The organism is Cobetia sp. 1CM21F, from assembly GCF_023161745.1.
In the GTDB taxonomy this organism is placed as follows: domain Bacteria; phylum Pseudomonadota; class Gammaproteobacteria; order Pseudomonadales; family Halomonadaceae; genus Cobetia; species Cobetia amphilecti.
In genome coordinates, this window is record NZ_JALNTQ010000006.1 from 122,356 (window position 1) to 143,005 (window position 20,650).

Below are 20,650 nucleotides of genomic sequence, written 5' to 3' on the forward strand. Positions count from 1 at the left end.
GAGGCGCTCAAGCGGCTTGCTGCAGCGCCTTGATGATGTGGCTGACCGGCGTAGGGCATACCGCGTTGCCAAGCAGGTGCACGGCGAGGCGGTGGTTGTCCGGTAGCTGATAGGTGTCGGGGAAGCTCATTGCCGACAGGCACTCCCACCGGCTGAGCATGCGCATGCGGTCGCCATCGACGATGGCCCACCGATCGCGCGTGGTGATGGTGCCAATAGGGCGATCCAGCGAGCGTCCTGTCTTGGTGTTGCCGTAGTAGCTGATCAGGAATCGCTCGCCGTGGGTGGCGCGGCCTGCGCGAACTCGCTCCAGGGTGGCGGCGGCTCGCCCGGGCTTCTCGATGGGCTGCCAGCGGCCTGACTCGAAGTCGATGAAGCTGGCGGCCGGCAGGTGATCGAGTGTTGGCAGGTTCAGTTTCAGCGGCTGAGCGGACTGGGTGAGCACCAGGAACATGCGGATGCGGTTCTGCGGGGCGCCGAGGTCAGCGGCATCTACTACATGCGGACTGACGGCATAACCCAGTGCCTGCATGGCCAGCACCCAAGGGCGGTAGAGCTGCCAATCGAGGAACTCGGGGACGTTCTCCACGAGGATGGCTGGCGGCCGGTGATACTCGGCAGCTGATACCACTGCCCAGGCAGTCGAGCGGCTGGCATCGTGCTGAGGATTACCGCTGGCCTTGCCTCGCGCCTTGCTGTGGCCCTGACAACAGGGCGACGCCAGCATCAGGTCATGCGTGGGCACCTGGCTCCAATCCGCCTGATGCAGGTCCTGGCAGATGTGTGCTGCATCCGGATGATTGCGACTGTGCCATTCGACGGCATCTGGCCAGTGGTTGGCAGCCCAGGCCACGTTGCAGCCGGCCATGCTGGCACCGGTGCTGAATCCACCGGCACCGGAGAAGAGGTCGATGACGTTCATTTTTTATCCGTGTCGAATTTCGTCAAATAGGCACGAAAAAGCCCCCTTATAGGGGGCTTGCGTGGCGTTATTCGATTTTTGGCTATGCCATCTCGGTGGCGTATGGCTTTCAGTCATCGCGAAGTGTTCCCAGCCATATGATGGATAGTGGAACGCTAATGACGATGGCTGACATTAGGAAGGTGGCAAGTAGTTCCAAAGGCGTGTTGCTAACTCAGTCTGGGTTGTTGAGGTGATAGTAACAGTCGGCCTTGCTATTGGTTTTCTAGTGAAAGGCATGTTTTTCAACGCATTAAATCACTTTGAAGCTATAGCGGTGCTTGAATGCACCACCCCCGCCCGGTATCTGGTAGCAATCTGAAATTCTCTCAACTGCTGCACGACTGCGTATCGTGAGCTGGTTCCCTGGTAAGCAGCGCCTCTTCCCATTGTTCCCGAGTGATGACGATGCGGCGCTCATGGGCACCGATCCATGCGTAGTGCCATTCGTTGTTGGTCGGGCCCTTGATCCAGCCCTCGAGGTCACCGTGAGCGTTCTCGGTCGGCAGGTTGCACTCGGTCTCAGGGCGTGGCCACGGATGAGGGAGGTGCATTAGGCTTTCCATCAGTTGATCGCGGGTCATGTCAGTCATCCTTGGTGAGTAGTGTGTCGAGCCAGCCACCGGCGAGCAGGCAAAAGAAAGCCGCCAGGCAAGTGGCGGCGATGAGTAGCGGGTGAATCATGGTGATTTCTGTGTCAGTGAGGCGTAGTCGCCCAGCCGCTTGGCAGTCGCCAACAAGCCGGCAGGCCTTCGCCTTAGCGTTTTGACAGCCTCTGCCAAGCTTTGGGGCTTCGCCGGCTTGCGGGATTTGGTGACTGGCTCAAGCAGTAGTATCGGATCATGACGACCCAAGCGCGTCATGCGGGACAAGAGTGTCCCTTCCCCGATACCGAGCCGCTCGGCGTGTTCCGCCATCGTCGCGGTGATGCCATCGACGGTGACCCGAGATCGAAGAAAGAGCGTCATGCTGACCTCCTCGAGTAGTTGAGCGCACAGGTCAGCCCCCAAGAGAGACTGGCGTGTGAGCACAAAAAGGCCCACCGGTTGGGGTGGGCAAGGTGCGCCGAGAGACACGATGAAAAAGGGGAGTACCAAAAGGCCCCGTCATGGACGTGACGGGGAAGCACAGGCACTGCAGGGAAAGAGCATCGGGAAGCCGTCGCGCTGTGTTATGGCTTGCCAATGCACTCTCGGGTGGGCTCTGCCATTGGCAAAGCCCCATACCATTCCCAGTATTTCGACAGCCCTGGGCGGCGTACTCCCAGCGGCCTCTCACGTCTCTAACGCTACGGGCGGGCTGGGCATGCCTGATTGTTAAAGAGCAGCCGCATTGCCCGGCGGTTCGGGACTCATCAGGCGATACCGGCAGTGCCGATGCCCTCTGATAAGCGCTGTCTCTCCAGCTGTCACACCACTTGCCCAGGTGTCGGGGGTAAGGCCGCTAGCGCAAGGGAGGAACCGGCGCCTTACCTGCGGGTGGTTATGCTCGTAATCCCACTGGCACCACCTGCTGGCCGTGGGGCGAGGTCCGATCAGCGACTGGCAAGCTGCTGACCATGCGTAATCTGAGGGGTGCAGAGGCTGGCGGCATTGCGATGGAAGTCCGGCCAGCCGCGGCGCTGTGATTCGACGAAACCGGCCTTGGCGTCTTCCTGCCACATGGCGGTCATCTCGCAGTATTCGGCTTCGCTGGCGGTCAGCTGGCGCGGGCCATCGGTCTGCTGGGTGAGGCTGGCGAGCGTGACCAGGCCGCCGACGATGACGGCGAGGGTGATGGCTGAACGATGCTTGCGGGCTGTGTCGGTCATGGGCTGCTCCAGTCCACTCAGTGACGATGGCGATATGCCGTGTCGATGTGGATGATTATGGCAATGCTCATATTATTGGTCAATGAGATTACGCATATTTTTCCCATATTGAGCTTTGAGGTTATGTGGCATGCAATAAAAAACCCGCCACGGTGGGCGGGTCGATCATTTGTTGGAGGGGCTTCGGGTGGAAGTGAGCTGGGGAGGGTGTCACCAGTGTCAGGGGGAGGGTGACGCCATTGTCGTACCTAGAACCTACCTATTAGAACCACTCTCTCTGGTTACGCGCGCGAGCGAGGATTTCTCAGGCAAAGGTTTCCCACCAGAAGACACGACCGATGATCTTCGGGGCATCCGGATCACCCAGGGTGTAGACCTCCTCCGGGTACTCGATGTGGTTATCACTGACCACTCGCATGCGACCCATCGGCAAGCGGTAGAGGCGCTTCACGCGCAGCATCCCGCCGTGATCCAACGCGTACACTTTGCCGTCGATTATGTGGCGGCAGCTCTTGTCAATGCCGATGGGTGAGCCGTCAAAGATGGCTGGCTCCATGGAATCCCCAGAGACGGTAGCACAGGCGGCCTGCTTGGGATCTACCCCGGCGCGCGCCAGGCGGGGCAGGCTGAAGCGCATGTACGCCCCGTGATTCTCGATGACCTGGGTGCGGCCATCGCCCGCCGCCATCTCAACCTCGCGGAAATACGGAATCTCAACCTCGTCATCCCTGAGAGGCTCAGTCCCCTCCACGATTTCCGTTTCATGGAGTACCAGCTCACTGGCGTCGCTTCCGACGGCTGCCCAATATTCAGTTATCTCGCCTTCGCCAGTAGCCAGCCATCTCGCGCTGACGCCGAGCGCATGCGCAATGGCGATCGTATGTGTCGAGCCCCGGTGCTTGCCTCTCTCGAGACTAGAAATGACCGATTGGTCGATTCCAACCCGCTCGGCTAGCTGAACCTGGGTGAGTCCGGCTGCCTTTCGGGCAGACCTGATTCTGTCTTTGAGTTCCATGGCGGGATTGTTATGCGCATGCTCATGTTGTTGCAAATGAGTTTTCGCATGCTCTAGAATATGAGAAATCGCATAGAGGGGTGTTGTATGAGCAATATCTACAGGCGTCTTGTCGCCCACTTCGGGAACCAACGAAAGACTGCTGAGGCTTTGGGGGTTGATCAAGGGTCTGTCTCCCACTGGGTTTGCGGCACAAATGGAATGTCGCCCGCAGCGGCCTTGAGAGCAGAGCGATTAACCGATGGAGCGTTTCTGGCTGAACATCTTTGTCCACGAGTCTTTGGCCGCGATAAGCACACCGCCTGACACCCACAGCATAGCCAGCCGCCCATATCGGCTTAAACGGAACGAACACGGAGAGATTCACCATGGACAGCCATACAGCCCCCGAACGTGACATGGATACCTATCTGGATGCGGTGCATGACGTGGTTTTCGAGTGCTGCCCCAAGGTGCTGGCAAGCGATATCGGCATGTCGGTGAAGTCGCTTTACCGCCGGGTGGCCGAGGACGATCCCATGCCGATGCGACTGATCGACGTGGTGGGGATCTTCTGGAACGTGGACCGCGAGCACCAGCTGCGCCTGATCGCCCCGTTCCTCGATCACCTGGGCATGGTGGCGGTGCCGCGCTGCGAGAAGGGCGAGGTGAGCCGTGGTGACGTGTTCGCGTCAGTGCTGGATGCCCAGCAGGGGCAGGGTGCGATGGCGGCGTTGATTCAGGCGGCGATTGCAGATGGCGAGGTAGACGAGGAAGAGGCGGCGCAGCTTGAGGCGCAGCACAAGGCCATTGAGCAGCAGATGAGCACCCTGATGGGACAGCTGCAAGCGATGCGCAAGCCGCTGAAGGTGGTGAGTCGATAACCGGGCACCAGATACAAAAATCCCCCGAAGGCGTCCAAACCAGTACGGGGGAAGCATCTCACTATGCCAAGGGAGTATGGCATGACGATCAAGACGAGTGAAGCCAAGCAGATGTTGACCAGCTATCGGGGTTGGGGCTGTGAGTCCCTCAAGGCCGAGACCTATCGGCTGGCGGTGATGATCGAGAAGCGTGAGCGAGTGGGTGGCGTGATTGATCTGCGTATAAGCATGCAGCACCACCTGGCTGTGGTGGCTCTGCTGGAATGCGGCAAGGGGCAGGATGAGTCGGCTCAGGCAGATGCCCGCCGCACTCTGTCGATCGACCACCACATGAGCGAGGCAGGACGTTTCGAGCGCCTGTCACTGGGCGTGGCAGCCAAGGGCGATGAGGTATCGGCATGAGCATCACGGCACGAATGAGTTCGGCACGCCTTGAGACAGAGATGTCCCGTGCTGGCCGCAAGGTCGCCAAGCTGAAGGAGCTGCTGCCGGACCAGCCGCGCCTCACCGGCGATTATCACGCGGCCTACGCCACCTGGCACCAGTGCAATGCGTTGCTGGCGGCCCGCCGCGGTGACAAGGGCGGCGATCTGGGCAGCATGCAGTGGCATCAGGCCCGCGCTGCCAAATATCTGACACTGGCAGGAGGTGAGGCATGAGCATCACGGCACGAATATCCCTACGGCTTCCGGCTGAGCTTCTCCTGAAGAATGTGAAGCATGTAACCGCAATGCCCGTCGCCCCAATGCGCGATCAGCTTGAGGTCGTCGGCGTTCTCATCGATGAAGTCATTGAAAAGCTTAACCGCTCGACGTTCGCGCTCGATTTCATCCTGCTGCGCCGCTTCGTGCTTCGCGTTATCCATGTCCCGCTCCTTAGTTTCTCGCGTGGTGTGACCGCCTTAGCTTACACCCGATCACAAACGAGTCGTCAATGCGCGATGCGGGGATATCGCTGATGCAGTACCTCGTTGCTATCAACCAAGTCAAGGCCGTCGAGTGGGGGCTCAATGCTCAGCAGGCGGTGCTGTTTGCGTTTCTGCATCAGGTGCCGACCTGGGCAGATGCGCGTCAGATCGATGGCCACACCTACTTCAACATCGGCAAGGGGAAGATCTGCGAAGAGCTTCCGCTGCTGACTGATAAGCACGACACCGCCTACCGACTCATGAAGCAGCTGGCCAAGCTCGACCTGATCGTGATGACCAGTTGCGACAACCGGACGTACATGCGCCTAACCGAGAAGGGTGTGACCTGGGGCCGCTCGACAGGGTCGGAAAAATCTCCGATCCGTCCCTCGGCGCCTGATTCTCAAGAGTCGGAAAAAAATCCGACCTTGGAAAAATCACCGAGCGGGGTCGGAAAAATATCCGTGCCAGGGTCGGAAAAATCTCCGACGAATCAGAGTACCAATGATCCTAACCCCTCTCTCTCTAGCGCGGGCGAGCCGAGCATCTTCGAACGAGCGTCCCAGCAAACTGACAACGGCCAGCCGCAAGCGACTGCCGGCGCCCGTCAGGTGCCGATGACGTTGGACTGGCAGCCGGATGCGACGCACTGGCAGACGGAGACAATGCGCCGTGGTGCCCCATCCCTGACATGGGATCAGGGCGAGCTGGCGGACTTTACCGCGCACTTCGCGGATCAGCCGGGCCGGAGGCACTCGCATCATGCCTGGTGTACTCGCTTCGTGCGCTGGGTGAGTGAGAACCGCAAGCGACAGTCGGCCCGCCAGGCCCGCATGAGCCAGAACGCCAACACTTCATCGAACAACACTGCACGCAACGCTGGAGGCACCCATGGAAGCCGTCGCTCAACTGGTCCAATCCGTAACTCGAAACTCTCAGCCGCTGAAGGGCGTGCACTCATTGAGCAGCGCCGCCGTGAACAAGCCGAAGGCCAGCCGCCGTCCGGCGACGTCATCGATGGCGAGTGGCTGTGATGACCTGCCACGGGTGAGCCAGAAGGCGGTGGATGCGCTGTTCGATCGCTTGGCCCAGCTGCATGGCGCCCACTGGCATCGGCGCTGCCGCGAGATGGGTTGGGGCACTGAAGAGAATGGCCAATGGGTGAGCTGTGACGCGGAAGGTGAGTGGCTGGCGGCCCTGAGCCACCTGAGCGCCCAGCACCTGCGCTGTGGCTTGCAGGCCGAGAAGGCCCGCACGGCCAAGTCGCTCCAGCAGCGTGGCAACGCCTTCCCGCCAGACAGCGCCATGCAGTTCGCCGAGCTATGCCAGATGACGCCCGAGGGGCTGGGCCTGCCGGACTTCGATACCGCCTGGCAGGCATTGCAGGATCACGCCTTCACCGGCAAGCCGTATCCGCATGAGGCCATCGCTGCCGCGGGCGAGCACATGGACCTTCACGGCATGGCCTCGGCCAGCTATCAGCGCATGGACAAGCACGAACGGGCCTTCCGCGTGTACTACCAGCAGGTGGTGGAGCGATACGCCCGGGGTGATGACCTCAAGCCGCAAGCGGCCATTGGGCATGACGGCCAACTGTCACCGGCAGAACGTGCCGCCATGGCGGGGGAGGAGAAGGCCCGCAAGGCGGCGGGTGAACTGGCAGGCATCACACCTGCCCAGGCACTGAAGATGATGCGAGGAGGGTTGGCACATGGCGAATCATGAGAATCAGGCAATCACCACGGGTATTGGCAGCAAGCCTACTGGTGCGACTCGTCCGCGCCGCGCGTCGCTAGACAATCCAGCTTGCCAGCTAGGGCGGACGTATCTGGCACTCAGTGAATCGCGCTCGTGGCTGATGCTGCATGAGCTGGCTGCCGAGATCCGCAAGCGCTTCGATCGGTTGGATAGTGAGGCAGCCATCAGTGCCCGCCTGCGAGATCTGCGTCGCCAGCATGGGTTGATCGTGGAGATCCGCCGGCGTGGAGACAGTGCCGCGCATGAATACCGCCTGATCCGCTTGGCGCCAGCAGGACGTCAGACGGATGTGTTGGGGATGTTGCAGTGAGCTATCGCCCCGCCGGCAGCTTCAATCGCCCGAATCGTTCAGCCCTGCGTCGCTGCTTTGCCTGCGGTAGGCGAGTGGCCGTCCATCAGCTGGCGGGGTGCCTGGGGACGTGCAAGCGCTGCATTGCCCTGGGCGCTCCACGCTTCAATGCCAATGGTGAGCGACTGAGGGGGCAAGCGTGACAGAGACCACACCCAAGCCCGCTGGCGGTCCACTATCCCGCAAGGCCGCGATGCTATGCCAGGCCGAGGGGTTCCATCGATATCTGGATCAGGCGCGCCGCGCCCGACACGGCATCGATACCAATGTGCTGCCGGATGGTACGCACAAGGAGGAAGACGCGGTGGACTTTATTCGCACGGCCTGTGGGGTAAAGAGTCGTGCCGAGATTGACCACGAGCCGAGGGCGGCGCACATGCTGCGCCGGATCATCACCAACTATCGCCGCTGGCAATCCAATCAGGTGAGGGCATCGTCATGAGCTGGGCAGCACATCCTTCCGCCAAGGTGGCGGCCCGCAAGTCGCCGAACCGTACCGCCGGCCAAGCCCGCAAGTCGGCGCCACGCATCGACCGTGAAGGGTTGGAGCAGAAGGTGCTGATTCGCTGGCTGTACGCACAGCAGCAGAATGGCATGCAGGTGGGGCAGTTGCTGGGCGGTGTGGTCTACCACGTCCCCAATGGTGGCAAGCGCAACAAGAAGACGGCGGCAGACCTCAAGATGCAAGGCGTGCGGGCAGGGGTGAGTGACCTGGTGGTGGCCACGGCCCGCGGCGGTTATCACGGGCTCTACATCGAGTTCAAAGCGGCGCCACCTCACGATGCTGCCCTGGCGAAGTCTCAGCGTGAGTGGCTGGAGAAGATGGAGGCCAATGGCTATCTGGCAGTGCTGGCCAAAGGCGTGGATGAGGCCAAAGCGGTGCTGGTGGCCTATGCGAGCTGGCCCGAGACGGTGGTGGCCGGTGAGCCAGAAGTGATGCCGCATGGCAGTGAGTGGCGCAAGGCAACGGCATAGGGCTCACGGATCAGGAGGGCAGGACATGCAGCGGATCGAGGATATGGGGCTGGCGGAGACCTTCCGCTTGATCGAGAAGCTGCCGGAGGGCGTGAGGCGCCAGCAGGCGTTGGCGCATGCTCTGGATGAGCTGCTCGAGGAAGAGATCGAGTATCGCACCGGGCTGCGCCATCAGAATTCCGGATGGCATCAGGTGTCATCAGTGGGCGGTATGGGGGAAGGGCGTGGTGAGTGCACGGGCCTGGTGGATCACGTCGGCAAGGCGGCAGAGCGTTATCAGCAGGAAAGCCAGTGGCGGACGATGGCGGCAGCGCTGCTGTCACGCCTGAGTGATCGGCAGCGCATGGCGGTACTGCTGGCGGCCTATGCCATTCCGCCGGTGCAGCATTGCCAGTCGCCGCGCATGATGACCCAATCGCAGGCCGTGTCGGCGCAGGTGGCGATTCTGGCGCGGCTGGGGTGGGTGCCCGGGGCAGTGAAGGTGGCAGAGCCCTTCAGTACTGTGAAGTCGTTGCAAAGAGCGGCCACGAGAGCGCGTGAATCTCTACTGCATATGGTGCTTTCTCAGGCCGAGATGGCCGCCTGACTACCATATGTTGCACAAGCGGGGGTTTGAGGGTACGATTCAGCTACTGTGTGATTCTTGTGTCTCTGGATCACCACTCATTTCAAGGCCCTGCCATCTGGCGGGGCTTTTTGGTTTATATCTCGTTGATAGGTAACTTGGCTCTTCTCCCCGATATGGCTCACCCTCGCTGATGGGGGCACTCTGAGCAGGGGATAACATGAATCACATAGACGCTGGACTCGTTGAAAGAGCTAAGGCTGACCCTTCGGAGCTTCTGGCTCTAGGGGCTTTGCTAAATAAAGAGCGAAACAGGGACGAGCTCACCTTCTCGGAGCTACTCGAGCGCTATAGACACTTAGGGCTGACGAGTGACTTAGCAGGTTCGGCCTGTCACGAGGAGGAGCTTGCGCGCGGGCTGGAGCAAGCGATAGGTATCAATCGAACTTTTTCCTTTAAGGACGGCCATGCTCGATGACATCATTTGTGTGACTCATGTGGAGATGGCCAAAGGGGGCGATTTCAGGCCTCTTGGAGAGTCTCTATGCATTGTGTGTGACGACATGGGGATAGACTTGGATGTGGTCATTGAGGAATGTGAATTTACACGGCTCACTCATGACGTAGCTGAGGCAGCACTGAAGCACGGTCGTTCCCGCAGACGATATTCTTAGTGTGTTCCATGTGATTTCCGAGCCCTGCCATCTGGCGGGGCTTTTTCGTATCTGCTTATCGGTGAGCTCCATGCCTGCACATGCCCCCGCTCACTGGCTCGATGAGGTCGAGCTGGTGGGCTTCGATGCGCCTGTTGATCCAGCGGCTGATGATGCCAGCAATCTGGCGGCCTTCCTGGACACCATTGCCTATGCCGAAGGCACGCCACGTTTCAGCTCGATCGAGGGCTATGACGTGTTGGTGGGTGGCAAGACCTTCGATGGCTTCGATGATCACCCCCGCCAGTCGGTATGGCTGAAGTCGTACAACATCCACAGCACCGCGGCTGGTCGGTACCAGTTCCTGGTAGGGACGTGGGATGACTTGGCCAAGCGCTTCCACCTGCCGGACTTCTCGCCAGCCTCTCAGGATGAGGCTGCCAAGCAGTTGATCCGCCAGTGCCGGGCATTGGGGCTGGTGTATGACGGCCGCATCGCTGAGGCCATCCATGCTTGCCGGCGCATCTGGGCGAGCCTGCCAGGGGCAGGTTATGGCCAGCGTGAGCTTGATACCGATGAGCTGCTGGGCGTGTACGTGCGTGCTGGCGGCCACATCGCATAACGATAACGACGAACTACGCAGGGCCTACCGACTCAGGAGGCCATATGCATGATGACGACCACGAGCCCGCCGATATGCCACACCGCGATCCATCGACATGGCAGATGCTGCTGGAGTGGCTACAGCCGTATCAAGCCAACCTCTATGCAGCGGGTCTGTCATTCGTGATCGCGCTGCTGCGCGGCCTGCATGCCGGTGGCCGCTTCTACAAGTCAGTGCTCGAGGCGACCCTGGTGGGTGGCCTGACGCTGGCGCTCAAGCCGCTGTTGGACTGGGGTGGCTTGGATCAGGACATGGCCGTGGCCATTGGCGCCGCGATCGCTTTCCTCGGTGTCGAGTGGCTGCGTGCCAAGTCTGACGCCATCTTCGATAAGGTGCTGGGACGATGGCTGCACTGATCACGACCGCGTGGGCATGGGGCCGCAAGCTGATATCAGGCGTGAAGTTCGAGGTCATCCTGATGGCGGTGGTGCTGGGCTGGGGTGCGATGCAGACCTATGAGGCAACCAAGGCCGAGCAGCATGCCAATGACCTCAAGGCTGAGCTTTCCACTGAGAAGGCGGTCAACCGCGGGCTCGAGATGATGGCGCTGCACTATGGCAATCAGATGAAGCGATTGTCCGTCGCATTGGAGGCCCGCGAAGCCAGCCGCGCCCTAGATGACCGTTCAATCATGGCTGCCCGGGCAGCTGCTCGCCGAATGGAGAACGACGATGCGCCGACTGCTGAGTGGGCTGACCGGCCTGTGCCTGATGCTGCTGCTGAGTGGCTGCAGCGCCTTCGAGAGCAAGCCAGTGGTGATGCCCACTGAGTGGCAGTGCACACCCGAAGTGCCGAGCTATCTGCTCAATCCACTGCCCGCCCCTGATCGGCCAGTGGCCTCCAATCGCGATCTGCTCAGCCTGCTGGCCGACTATGAGTCACAGCGCCGCCGCTTCAATGCTGACCGCACGGCGACGGCCTCGATCCTCGAGCGCTTGGCCGATGGCCCTGATGGGGCCGAGCAGACGACTGCCGAGTAACACCAGAAGAATTGAAAAGCCCTGCCTTCTGGCGGGGCTTTTTTGTGGGCGCTTCACCCGCGCCCGGTACTTACCAGAGCCTTTCAGGATAGAGCCTGAGGAGCGCCGATGGCTTCATCGGGCCTCTCTGGGTTGGCGACTCCTGGGTGACAGGCTCTATCTCTAAAAGGCTCTACCGATGACAAACGTTATTCCGCTCGACTACGAAGGCCAGTCGGTCCGCTTCAACACAGATTGCTGGATCAATGCTACTGACATTGCCAAGCGCTTTGGCAAGAGGCCGGCCAAATGGCTGGAGCTTCCGCGAACCCAAAGCTATATCGCTGCCTTGGCTAGAGCGATGGGGAGGACCGATGTCCGAAAATCGGACTTCGGTCTCGTGATCACCCGAAGAGGCGGCTTGCTACAAGGCACATGGCTGCATCCCAAGCTAGCGGTGGCCTTCGCGCGATGGCTGGATGATGACTTTGCCGCATGGTGTGACCTACGCATCGATGCGTTGATGCGCGGTGAGCTGAGCGCTATGCAAGAGTTCGAGAAGGCCTGTCGCGCACTGGATGACCAGCATGCCAAGGGCAGCCTTGCCGGTCGCGAGCTGGCCAGCCATCGGTGGGTCAAGCCGGCGCTGGAGTCTCGCGCTGACTACTGGCGGCAAGAGCTCCAGATGGCGTTACCCATCGACTCATGATCACTCCCTTGCCCTGGTCACAGCACGCGGTCTCGCCCAGTGCCTCCGTCGCGGATGACATAGAGCTTGTATCCCTTGATATGGGTGAGAGCCTCTGCGTACTCACGGGCTTCGGCTTCCTGCTTGAATGTCTTGTGCGGCATATCCTCGAGCTCACGACGTACTGCCCAGCCGTCAGTGCAGCGGTAGAGATATAGCTCGAGCATCATGAAAGGCTCCTGTGATCGATATATGTGTAGTTCTTACTGTAGTAATGGTGAGTATTTATCAACAATGTTTCCGCCTCTTGCTTCAATCACGAGCTTGGTTCTCAGTCGGGCCGCGAGGGCGCGTGCGTAATCAATCGCATCGTATTGTGTTGTAAAACATCTGATACACAGCGTTTTCCCCTCTCGCTTCACGGCCCACTGGTTGCCTCTAGCGACCACGCGGATGCTGCTAGGAGCCGTCATCTCGGCCTCTCTTTGTGTAGATATGTCTTGTTAATCTTGGTGCACTAAATTAGTTGCATCAATAAGAATAAAAATATCTATCGACGCTCATGTTGAGGGCTTTATATGCCTATCAAACCACCACGACCCTGCAAGGCACCCATGTGTGGTGGCAAGACGACTGCCTCTCACGGGTACTGCGAGGCGCATGCCGATCGCGCTATCAACTGGGGCAAGAGTAAGCGAGGCGGGCAAGGACGAGGTGGTCGGCCATGGCGGCGATTGCGAAACGCGATTCTCAAGCGTGATCGCTACCTCTGTCAGCCATGTGAGCGCGTGAATCGCATCACGCCAGCCACTGAAGTTGATCACATTGTGGGTAAGGCTCAGGGCGGCACAGACGCCGCTGACAACCTCGAGGCGATCTGCAAGGTCTGCCATCAGGCTAAGACGGCAAGCGAGGCGCTGGCGGCCAGGTCAGGCGACTGAGCCAGGCCCTGCGAGGGGGAGGGGGTGCAATCTCTACCACCTTTGGGGCCGGCCACCGTTCCGTTACGTTTCTTTCTCACACCCGCGAAATTGAAAAATCAGCCTAGCGCGAAGGATTCTCAGATGACACGAGGTCGCAAGCCCAAACCAAGCCACTTGAAGGCGGTGCAGGGCAACGCCGGCAAGCGTGCCATCAACCATGACGAGCCCGAGGGCGATGCACTCGATGAAGCCCCGCCGGCACCCGACTGGCTATGTGAGATCGGTCGCGATGCCTGGGACAAGCTCGCGCCCTGGTTGGTCGGCTCCAAGATCCTGACGCGCTCTGACCTGCATCAGCTCGAGGCCTACTGCGATGCCTACGCCACCTGGCGGCAGGCCGTGGTCGAGATCCAGCAATGCGGCCTGGTGCTGGCAAGCCCTGCCACCGGTGCCCCCATCAAGAACCCAGCTCTGACCGCGAAGAATGAGGCAGCCCGCCAGATGACGACCTTCGGCAGCGCACTCGGTCTCGACCCGTCCAGCCGAGCACGCCTTGCCGTGCCCGGTTCCAAGGACGCCGCCAACCCCTTCGCCGAGCTGCTGGGTGGCAACAAGCGATGACACTCAATGGCCAGCTATCCCAACGTCAATGCTGCGAACAAGTACGCTCGGGACGTGGTGGCTGGCCGGATACCCGCTTGCAAGTGGGTCCGCCTTGCCTGCCAGCGTCATGTCGATGAACAGAAGGCGGCCAAGACGCGCGCCTTTCCCTATCGGTTCGATCGTGACGCCGCCGAGCGGGCATGCGCCTTTATCCAGCTGCTGCCTCACACCAAGGGCAAGTGGGCGCGCGAACGCAAGCTGATCACGCTCGAGCCCTGGCAGCTCTTCATCTTCAGTGTGCTGTTCGGCTGGGTGAGCAAGCGCAACGGTCAGCGCCGTTATCGTGAGGCTTACATCGAGGTGCCGCGCAAGAACGGCAAGTCAGTGATCGCCGCGGGGGTGGCCACCTACATGCTGGCCGCCGATGGGGAGTACGGCGCCGAGGTCTACTGTGGTGCCACCACTGAGAAGCAGGCCTGGGAGGTCTTCCGCCCGGCCAAGCTGATGCTGCAGAAATCGCCGGCATTGGTCAGTGCCGCCGGTATCGAGGTGATGGCAAAGAACATCAGTATCCCCGGTGACGGCTCCCGTCTGGAACCGATGATCGGTGACCCGGGCGATGGCTCGAGCCCCAGCTGCGCCATCGTCGATGAGTTCCATGAGCATCAATCGCCCAGCCTCTACGAGACCATGCTGACCGGCATGGGTGCTCGCGATCAGCCGCTGATGTTCATCATCACCACTGCCGGCTTCAACCTCGCTGGCCCTTGCTACGACAAGCGCCGTCAGGCACAGCAGATGCTCGATGGCGTGGTCGATAACCCTGAGCTCTTCGCGCTGATCTACACCATCGATGAGGGCGACGACTGGCAGTCACCGGACGTGCTGCGCAAGGCCAATCCCAACTTCGGTGTCAGCGTCAGCGAGGAATTCCTGCTCAAGGCGCAGCGCGACGCCATCCAGTACCCCAGTCGCCAGAACTCCTTCCTGACCAAGCACCTCGATGTCTGGGTCTCGGCACGCAGCGCCTGGCTGAACATGGCCACCTGGCTGGCGGCCGGCGATGACTCGATGTCGCTGGAACAGATGGAGGGCGAGCCCTGCTGGCTGGGCGTTGACCTGGCCAGCAAGACCGACATCGCCGCCATCGGCCTGATCTTCCGCAAGGTGCGCGAAGACGCCAAGGTCGAGTGGCGTGCCTTCGTGCGCAGCTACCTGCCGGAAGGCGCGATCGAGCGCGCCAGCAGCAACCGCGCTGCCTATGAGGGCTGGGTCAACTCCGGCCACCTGATAATCACCGATGGCGAAGAACTCGACTTCGAGGTCATCCGGCAAGACATCCTCGATCTCTCCAGTCGCTTCGATGTGCAGGAAGTCGCCTACGATCCGTGGCGGGCCACCCAGCTCGCCCATCAGCTGATGCAGGAAGGCGCGCCGGTCATCGAGTACCGCAACACGGTCCAGAACATGAGCCCCGCCATGCGCGAAATGGAAGCCGCCGTCACTGGCGGCCGCTTCACGCACCCGGCTGACCCGCTGCTCACCTGGATGGCCAGCAACGTGGTCGCCAAGGCCGACGCCAAAGAGAACATCTACCCGCGCAAGGAAGCTGCCGACAACAAGATCGACGGCATCATCGCGCTGCTCATGGCGTTGGGGCGTGCCATCACCCTCGATGTCGAGCCACCCAGCCTTCTCGACTCCCTCTCAGACGACGACTTCCTGGTCATGTGACATGCGAAACCTACTGTTCGACACCCTCGGGCTGGCCGGCTTCGCCAGCCTGACGGGCGGCCTGTACCTGCGATTCGGCCTCGCGGATGCGCTGATGGCCAGTGGCAGCCTGCTACTGGTGTTGGCACTGCTCGGCGCACGCGCCATGCGTAAGGGGGCCTCATGATTCTCGATCAACTGTTCTCCACCCGCTCGGTCGAGAACCCGACAACACCGCTCACCGGTCAGACGCTGGCGGACTACCTGCATGGCGACTCCAGCATCACGGTCAACCAGCAGAGCGCCATGACGCTTGGCGCGGTCTACGCCTGCATCTACGTGCTGTCATCCTCGCTGGCGCAGTTGCCGCTGCACGTCATGCGCAAGCAGAACGGCGTCATCACCGCCGCCACGGACCACCCCGCGTATCAGCTGCTGCATGACGAGCCCAATGACTGGCAGACCAGCTACAAGTGGCGCGAGACAGCCCAGTCCCACGTGCTCGGCTGGGGCAATGGCTACACCGAGGTGGTTCGCGATGCGCGGGGCAATGCCGTCTCCCTGCAACGCCATTGCCCATGGAACTGCAGCCCGGTGAAGCACGGCAACCGCTGGCTATATGCCGTCACCGATGAAGATGGCTCACGCGCCGTCGCGACCGAGGACATGATCCACGTTCGTGCACTCGGCTCGCACGATCGCACCGGTGTCAGCGTGGTGCGCCAGCACGCCGAGACCATTGGCCTCGGACTGGCGGCCCAGCGCTACGGCAAGGATTTCTTCGAGGGAGGCGGGCGCCCGACCGGGCTTGTCACCGTCAAGGACAGCTTGAACGCCGATAGCTGGAATCGCCTCAAGGAGACCTGGGCCAAGGCCGTGGCCAGTCTGCGCCAGTCTGAGAACAAGACGCTGATGCTCCCCGCACAGCTGGATTACAAGTCGATCACCATCGCGCCGGAGGACGCCCAGTTCCTCGAGACGCGCAAGCTCAACCGCTCCGAGGTGGCCGGCATCTTCAATGTGCCCGCGCACATGATCAACGACCTGGACAAGGCCACCTTCTCGAATATCTCCGAGCAGGCCATCCAGTTCGTGCGGCACACGATGATGCCCTGGGTCATCAACTGGGAGCAGGAGATCAACCGCGCCATCTTCACGCCCACCGAGCGACGGGCTGGCTACTACGCCAAGTTCAACCTCGCCGGGCTGCTGCGCGGCACCCCCACGGAGCGTGCCGAGTTCTATCACAAGGCCATCACCGATGGCTGGATGGACCGCAACGAAGTCCGCGCCCTGGAAGACATGAACCCACGCGATGGCCTCAGCGAAATGCTGATCAGCGTCAACGCCACCCCAGCCAGTCAGCTGGGCCAGTCACCCTCGCCCGAGGACTCCACATCATGAGTGAGACAGAAAAGCGCGCCCTGACGTGCGAGGTCCGCGCCGAAGCGGGCGAAGAAGGGCATCCGTTGCGGATCATTGGTCACGGTGCCGTCTTCAACAAGCGCAGTGAAATGATCATGGGCATGTTCAAGGAGCAGATCGCCCCCGGCGCGTTCGACAACGTGCTGGGCGATGACGTGCGTGCCCTGTTCAACCATGACCCCAACTTCGTGCTCGGCCGCACCCTTAGCAACACGCTGTCGCTGTCCGTGGATGAAGAGGGCCTGCGCTATGAGATCGACCCACCCGACACCCAGTCGGTGCGTGATCTGGTCATGGCGCCACTGGCACGGGGTGACATCACCGGTTCCAGCTTCGCCTTCCGAGTCGCCCCCGATGGTGACGAGTGGGGCGAGGACGAGCACGGCGTGATCGTGCGAACCATTCACCGATTCAGCCGCCTGCTGGATGTGTCCCCCGTGACCTATCCGGCTTACCCCGATGCGGGCGCCGCCAAGCGGTCGCTCCAAGCCCGTTGCGATGAACTCCGAGAGATCACGCAGCGTGCCGTCAATCAGCGCCGCGCCCGCGAGCGCTTCCTTGAACTCATCAATGCCTGAGCCCGTGGAGGCTACATGAAACTCTCTGAACTGAAGCAGAAGTACGCGGCCATCGCCAAGGACATGCGCAAGATGCATGAAGATGCCGGCGACACCGAATGGAAGGATGAGCAGCGCAGCCAGTGGCAGTCCATGAAGAGCGAGCTGGATGGCCTGCAGGACAAGATCGATCGCGAAGAAGCACTGCGTGATGCGGACCAGCGCTTCGTGCGTGACAACGAAGAGGAGCTGCGCGGCCAGTCTCAGACGCCGGAAGCTGGGCAGTCCCAGGGCCCGAGCGTGGATGAGCAGCGTGCCGCGGCCTTCGATGCCTTCGTGCGTGAAGGCATGGGCAACATGAGCAAAGAACAGCGCGTGATCATGCGTGAGATGCGGGCTCAGGCAGCGGGCGAGAATGACAAGGGCGGCTACACCGTCCCGACTACCATGCTCAACCGCATCCATGAATCCATGCAGGACTATGGCGGACTGGCCTCGGTTGCCCAGATCCTGAATACCTCCGATGGCGCCAACATCGAATGGCCGGTGTCTGACGGCACCGGGGAAGAGGGTGAGCTGCTGGGGGAGAACACCGCCGCCAGTGAAAAGGATGTTGAGTTCGGCATCCAGAACCTCGGCGCCAAGAAGCTGAGCTCCAAGGTCATCCGTGTCTCCAACGAGCTGCTGCAGGACTCGGCCTTCGACATCGAGGGCTTCCTGGCCTCGCGCATCGGTTCCCGTATCGGTCGCGCCGAAGCCAAGTACCTGGTGAGCGGTACCGGTGCAGGTAGCCCCCAGCAGCCCAAGGGCCTCGCCACCTCGGTCACTGGCACCGTGGCGGCAGCCGCTGCGGCCAGCCTGAACTGGAAGGACATCACCAAGCTGATCCACAGCATTGATCCGGCGTACCGTCGCGCGGCGAACTTCCGTCTGGGCTTCAACGACAACACTCTGCAGAAGATCACCGAGATGGAAGATGGCCAGGGTCGCCCGCTGTGGCTGCCGGCCGTCGCGGGTCTGGCGCCATCCACGGTACTCGGTCAGTCCTACTTCATTGATCAGGGCTTCGAGGACATGGCCGCGAGCAAGAAATTCATGTTCGCCGGTGACTTCCAGCAGTTCGTGATTCGTCGCATCAACTACATGACGCTCAAGCGCCTAGTCGAGCGCTATGCCGAGTTCGACCAGACGGCCTTCCTCGCCTTCCATCGCTTCGATTGCGTGCTGCAGGACACCGCCGCCATCAAGGCGTTGACCGGCAAGGCGGCCTGATCTTCATCCACCACCTGACACAAGGGCCGCCATCGTGCGGCCCTTGCCTGTTGGGGCAAGCCCCATGAGGCATGCCGATGCTCGAGCTGGACATCATCAAGCTGCACGTCCGGCTGGAGCCGGACTTCTCCGAGGACGATCAGCTCCTCGAGACCTATTCCAATGCGGCCCGTCGCGTCATTGAAGGACGCACGGGGCGCACGCTGTATGAAACCCACGACGCCATTCCGACAGAAGGGGATGAGCACGCGCTGGTCATCGATGACGACATCACCACCGCGATGCTGCTGCTGATCGGTCACTGGTACGAGACCCGCGAAGCCGTGGTCATCGGCACCATCACCTCAGAGGTACCCATGGCCGTGGGCGCCCTGGTCGATCACTACACCCATTACCACTTTGCATGAGGTGACTATGCGCGCCGGACAGCTTCGCCATCGCGTCACCCTGCTGGGTAGCCGCACCGGGCACCCGCCAAGCTGGCCCACCTTGCGTGAGGTCTGGGCCGAATTCGTGGAGCCCAAGAGTGCCGGGCGAGAAGAGCAGGCGGGTATCCGTGCCCCATCTTCCACGCTGGTGCGCATGCGGCCTCGTGCCGAGCTGGCGGCAGGCCAGATCATCCGCCGCCGCGATGGGGTGCTGTTCATCATCGAATCCATCGACCCGGCACGCAGCATGGTCGAGATTGCCGCGCGTCGCCTACAGGGCGTGGTGGCCGAGTATGAGCCACTGAGTGGTGAGGCCTATCCCATTCAGGCATGGCTGCACCGCCAGAACGTCTTCATCGGCCAGGCCAATGAGGCCCGCAACGTGGTCGAGGTGTTGCAGCCGGAGCTGCGCTGGCCGTGGCCAGAGCCCGGCGACAGGATTCACATCGCCGGCCTGGCGCTCGAGATCGAAGGCATCGTGGAAGGCAGCGATGACGGCATCAGCGTGCAGCTGTTCACCATCCCTCGCTGACAGGAGGCTGCATGGCTCGCAAACGCGGCAAGAATTCACGGCTGCCCAAGGGCGTGGCCATCGAGGGGCTGACCGAAAGCCTGGCGGAGTTCAAGGCGCTACCCGCGGCCACTCGCCGCGCGATGACCTCGGCCATCAATGAGCAGGCATCCGCGACCCGCAAGCAGCTCATCGATGACATCAGCGCCGATGGCAAGGTCAGGCCGACGGCGGTGCGCTCGCGTATCACGGTCGAGAAGGCCAGCAAGGACCAGCCCAGCGCCAGCCTCACGCTCAGCCGCTCGCCGGTGCCCTTCAAGTCCTGGCAGTACAGCACCGAGGTGGAGGATGGCACTGGCACCCGCGCCAGTATCTGGATTCGCAAGGGCGGCCAGCGCATGCGCGTCTATGGCTTCGTCAATCCCAAGGGTGGCAGCAAGACACCGCTGGTGCGCTACCGCAAGGGCAGTCAGCGTCGCCTCACCCGTGCCAACGGCTGGACCCTCAAGAACCACTGGAATCATCAGGTGAATGGCGAGCTGCGCAAGCAGGTCGCCTTCGACCTCCAGCAACGCTTCCTCGCTCGCTTGGCCAAGGAGAGAGCCACATGACGCCCATCACCCGCGTGATCGATGCCTTCGTGGCACAACTGGCGGCCATCTCGACGACCAATGGCCATGCCACCGACATCGCGCATATCGAGACCGAGGCCATCCAGATCAACCTGCGCTCGGAGACCCCGCTGCCACTGCTGCATGTCCGTCGTCTGGCCAGCAATGTAGAGGCCCGTGCCGGGCGGGGAACGCGCAAGGAATCGATCAGCCTTCAGATCGAGGCCTATCTCGACCTCAAGGCGCATGGGCGTGCCGGTCAGGATGCACTGCTCAATGATCTTTACAACGCCATCTATCCGGAGAGCCAGGTGCTGCTCGATGGGCTGGCGGTCACCATCACGACTGGTGAAGCCGAACTGGATGATGCGGAGCTGGGCAGCCGCATTCTTCCCATCTATCTGCCCGTGACCATCACCTACACCCGCACGAGGTAACTC

The 20,650-nt window shown here is 61.4% G+C and carries 33 protein-coding genes; 26 read left to right on the top strand and 7 right to left on the bottom strand.

The genetic code is table 11. From position 1 onward, the window contains the following. Positions 1-7: 7 nt before the first annotated feature. From MSG32_RS16245 to MSG32_RS16265, 5 genes are all read right to left on the bottom strand, one after another. Positions 8-922 (bottom strand): DNA cytosine methyltransferase, encoded by a 915-nt coding sequence (locus MSG32_RS16245; RefSeq protein WP_248380708.1) that lies wholly within the window; start codon positions 920-922, stop codon positions 8-10. A gap of 368 nt (positions 923-1,290) precedes the next feature. Continuing rightward, positions 1,291-1,545, bottom strand: coding sequence for a hypothetical protein (locus MSG32_RS16250; protein ID WP_248380710.1), 255 nt, complete (start codon positions 1,543-1,545; stop codon positions 1,291-1,293). 96 nt (positions 1,546-1,641) lie between these two features. After that, complete coding sequence (locus MSG32_RS16255) at positions 1,642-1,929, bottom strand: hypothetical protein (RefSeq protein WP_248380712.1); 288 nt, start codon at positions 1,927-1,929, stop codon at positions 1,642-1,644. 566 nt (positions 1,930-2,495) lie between these two features. Then, positions 2,496-2,771 carry a hypothetical protein gene (locus MSG32_RS16260; RefSeq protein ID WP_248380714.1) on the bottom strand — a complete coding sequence of 92 codons (276 nt, stop codon included), beginning with the start codon at positions 2,769-2,771 and terminating at the stop codon, positions 2,496-2,498. A gap of 304 nt (positions 2,772-3,075) precedes the next feature. Continuing rightward, the gene (locus MSG32_RS16265; RefSeq protein ID WP_240548720.1) at positions 3,076-3,951 is read right to left on the bottom strand and encodes a helix-turn-helix transcriptional regulator; all 876 of its coding nucleotides are present in this window, start codon (positions 3,949-3,951) and stop codon (positions 3,076-3,078) included. Between MSG32_RS16265 and MSG32_RS16270 the strand changes: the two genes are divergently transcribed. The 4 genes from MSG32_RS16270 (at position 3,874) to MSG32_RS16285 (ending at position 5,308) form a co-directional block, all read left to right on the top strand. Beyond that, positions 3,874-4,092 carry a Cro/CI family transcriptional regulator gene (locus MSG32_RS16270; protein ID WP_215824077.1) on the top strand — a complete coding sequence of 73 codons (219 nt, stop codon included), beginning with the start codon at positions 3,874-3,876 and terminating at the stop codon, positions 4,090-4,092. The two genes, MSG32_RS16265 and MSG32_RS16270, sit on opposite strands and share 78 nt — an antisense overlap. 62 nt (positions 4,093-4,154) lie before the next feature. Beyond that, the gene (locus MSG32_RS16275) at positions 4,155-4,649 is read left to right on the top strand and encodes a phage regulatory CII family protein (RefSeq protein ID WP_175089166.1); all 495 of its coding nucleotides are present in this window, start codon (positions 4,155-4,157) and stop codon (positions 4,647-4,649) included. An 81-nt stretch (positions 4,650-4,730) separates the two neighbouring features. Beyond that, positions 4,731-5,051: a hypothetical protein gene (locus tag MSG32_RS16280; RefSeq protein WP_248380716.1), complete on the top strand. Its 321-nt coding sequence runs from the start codon at positions 4,731-4,733 to the stop codon at positions 5,049-5,051. Between the two features lie 41 nt (positions 5,052-5,092). Beyond that, the gene (locus MSG32_RS16285; RefSeq protein WP_248380718.1) at positions 5,093-5,308 is read left to right on the top strand and encodes a hypothetical protein; all 216 of its coding nucleotides are present in this window, start codon (positions 5,093-5,095) and stop codon (positions 5,306-5,308) included. A 20-nt stretch (positions 5,309-5,328) separates the two neighbouring features. On the opposite strand, the gene MSG32_RS16290 is transcribed toward MSG32_RS16285, so the two are convergent. Further along, positions 5,329-5,514, bottom strand: a complete 186-nt coding sequence (locus MSG32_RS16290) for a hypothetical protein (protein ID WP_176493369.1) — start codon at positions 5,512-5,514, stop codon at positions 5,329-5,331. Between the two features lie 68 nt (positions 5,515-5,582). On the opposite strand from MSG32_RS16290, the gene MSG32_RS16295 reads away from it, so the two are divergent. The 11 genes from MSG32_RS16295 to MSG32_RS16345 all read left to right on the top strand — a co-directional run bounded on the left by MSG32_RS16295 (position 5,583) and on the right by MSG32_RS16345 (position 12,188). Then, complete coding sequence (locus MSG32_RS16295) at positions 5,583-6,590, top strand: DnaT-like ssDNA-binding domain-containing protein (RefSeq protein WP_248380719.1); 1,008 nt, start codon at positions 5,583-5,585, stop codon at positions 6,588-6,590. Next, the gene (locus MSG32_RS16300; RefSeq protein ID WP_248380721.1) at positions 6,532-7,281 is read left to right on the top strand and encodes a replication protein P; all 750 of its coding nucleotides are present in this window, start codon (positions 6,532-6,534) and stop codon (positions 7,279-7,281) included. Before MSG32_RS16295 ends, MSG32_RS16300 begins: the two co-directional genes overlap by 59 nt. After that, positions 7,268-7,624, top strand: coding sequence for a hypothetical protein (locus tag MSG32_RS16305; RefSeq protein WP_248380723.1), 357 nt, complete (start codon positions 7,268-7,270; stop codon positions 7,622-7,624). The genes MSG32_RS16300 and MSG32_RS16305 overlap by 14 nt, the downstream gene beginning before the upstream one ends. A 178-nt stretch (positions 7,625-7,802) precedes the next feature. Beyond that, positions 7,803-8,105 (top strand): hypothetical protein, encoded by a 303-nt coding sequence (locus MSG32_RS16310; protein WP_248380725.1) that lies wholly within the window; start codon positions 7,803-7,805, stop codon positions 8,103-8,105. Continuing rightward, positions 8,102-8,638, top strand: coding sequence for a VRR-NUC domain-containing protein (locus MSG32_RS16315; RefSeq protein ID WP_248380727.1), 537 nt, complete (start codon positions 8,102-8,104; stop codon positions 8,636-8,638). Before MSG32_RS16310 ends, MSG32_RS16315 begins: the two co-directional genes overlap by 4 nt. Positions 8,639-8,663: 25 nt before the next feature. Next, entirely contained in the window at positions 8,664-9,224 is a 561-nt protein-coding gene (locus tag MSG32_RS16320; RefSeq protein ID WP_248380729.1) for a hypothetical protein, read from the top strand. A gap of 723 nt (positions 9,225-9,947) precedes the next feature. Beyond that, positions 9,948-10,478, top strand: a complete 531-nt coding sequence (locus MSG32_RS16325; RefSeq protein ID WP_225347802.1) for a glycoside hydrolase family 104 protein — start codon at positions 9,948-9,950, stop codon at positions 10,476-10,478. A gap of 44 nt (positions 10,479-10,522) precedes the next feature. Next, complete coding sequence (locus MSG32_RS16330; protein WP_144726159.1) at positions 10,523-10,876, top strand: phage holin, lambda family; 354 nt, start codon at positions 10,523-10,525, stop codon at positions 10,874-10,876. After that, positions 10,864-11,289: a hypothetical protein gene (locus tag MSG32_RS16335; RefSeq protein ID WP_248380730.1), complete on the top strand. Its 426-nt coding sequence runs from the start codon at positions 10,864-10,866 to the stop codon at positions 11,287-11,289. Before MSG32_RS16330 ends, MSG32_RS16335 begins: the two co-directional genes overlap by 13 nt. Beyond that, positions 11,273-11,500 carry a hypothetical protein gene (locus tag MSG32_RS16340; protein WP_248380732.1) on the top strand — a complete coding sequence of 76 codons (228 nt, stop codon included), beginning with the start codon at positions 11,273-11,275 and terminating at the stop codon, positions 11,498-11,500. Before MSG32_RS16335 ends, MSG32_RS16340 begins: the two co-directional genes overlap by 17 nt. A 178-nt stretch (positions 11,501-11,678) precedes the next feature. Then, complete coding sequence (locus MSG32_RS16345) at positions 11,679-12,188, top strand: KilA-N domain-containing protein (RefSeq protein WP_248380734.1); 510 nt, start codon at positions 11,679-11,681, stop codon at positions 12,186-12,188. A 17-nt stretch (positions 12,189-12,205) separates the two neighbouring features. Here MSG32_RS16345 and MSG32_RS16350 read toward each other — a convergent pair whose 3' ends face one another. After that, a complete protein-coding gene (locus MSG32_RS16350) occupies positions 12,206-12,397 on the bottom strand; it encodes a DUF2188 domain-containing protein (protein WP_248380736.1) in 192 nt (63 codons plus the stop codon). 384 nt (positions 12,398-12,781) lie between these two features. On the opposite strand from MSG32_RS16350, the gene MSG32_RS16355 reads away from it, so the two are divergent. The 11 genes from MSG32_RS16355 (at position 12,782) to MSG32_RS16405 (ending at position 20,647) form a co-directional block, all read left to right on the top strand. Next, a complete protein-coding gene (locus MSG32_RS16355) occupies positions 12,782-13,108 on the top strand; it encodes an HNH endonuclease (protein WP_248380738.1) in 327 nt (108 codons plus the stop codon). Between the two features lie 123 nt (positions 13,109-13,231). Beyond that, on the top strand, positions 13,232-13,711 hold the full coding sequence (locus MSG32_RS16360; RefSeq protein WP_248380740.1) for a phage terminase small subunit P27 family: 480 nt from the start codon (positions 13,232-13,234) through the stop codon (positions 13,709-13,711). A 6-nt stretch (positions 13,712-13,717) separates the two neighbouring features. Further along, positions 13,718-15,427, top strand: a complete 1,710-nt coding sequence (locus tag MSG32_RS16365) for a terminase TerL endonuclease subunit (protein ID WP_248380743.1) — start codon at positions 13,718-13,720, stop codon at positions 15,425-15,427. A 1-nt stretch (position 15,428) separates the two neighbouring features. Then, the gene (locus MSG32_RS16370) at positions 15,429-15,593 is read left to right on the top strand and encodes a hypothetical protein (RefSeq protein WP_165873905.1); all 165 of its coding nucleotides are present in this window, start codon (positions 15,429-15,431) and stop codon (positions 15,591-15,593) included. Continuing rightward, entirely contained in the window at positions 15,590-16,810 is a 1,221-nt protein-coding gene (locus tag MSG32_RS16375; RefSeq protein WP_248380745.1) for a phage portal protein, read from the top strand. The genes MSG32_RS16370 and MSG32_RS16375 overlap by 4 nt, the downstream gene beginning before the upstream one ends. After that, entirely contained in the window at positions 16,807-17,409 is a 603-nt protein-coding gene (locus MSG32_RS16380; protein WP_248380747.1) for an HK97 family phage prohead protease, read from the top strand. Before MSG32_RS16375 ends, MSG32_RS16380 begins: the two co-directional genes overlap by 4 nt. A gap of 15 nt (positions 17,410-17,424) precedes the next feature. Beyond that, positions 17,425-18,660: a phage major capsid protein gene (locus MSG32_RS16385; protein ID WP_248380749.1), complete on the top strand. Its 1,236-nt coding sequence runs from the start codon at positions 17,425-17,427 to the stop codon at positions 18,658-18,660. Between the two features lie 77 nt (positions 18,661-18,737). Further along, entirely contained in the window at positions 18,738-19,067 is a 330-nt protein-coding gene (locus tag MSG32_RS16390; RefSeq protein WP_248380752.1) for a head-tail connector protein, read from the top strand. A 7-nt stretch (positions 19,068-19,074) separates the two neighbouring features. Next, positions 19,075-19,620, top strand: coding sequence for a head-tail adaptor protein (locus tag MSG32_RS16395; RefSeq protein ID WP_248380754.1), 546 nt, complete (start codon positions 19,075-19,077; stop codon positions 19,618-19,620). A gap of 11 nt (positions 19,621-19,631) precedes the next feature. Further along, entirely contained in the window at positions 19,632-20,210 is a 579-nt protein-coding gene (locus MSG32_RS16400) for a phage tail protein (RefSeq protein ID WP_248379189.1), read from the top strand. Next, complete coding sequence (locus MSG32_RS16405; protein WP_248380757.1) at positions 20,207-20,647, top strand: hypothetical protein; 441 nt, start codon at positions 20,207-20,209, stop codon at positions 20,645-20,647. The genes MSG32_RS16400 and MSG32_RS16405 overlap by 4 nt, the downstream gene beginning before the upstream one ends. The last annotated feature ends 3 nt before the right edge of the window (positions 20,648-20,650 follow it).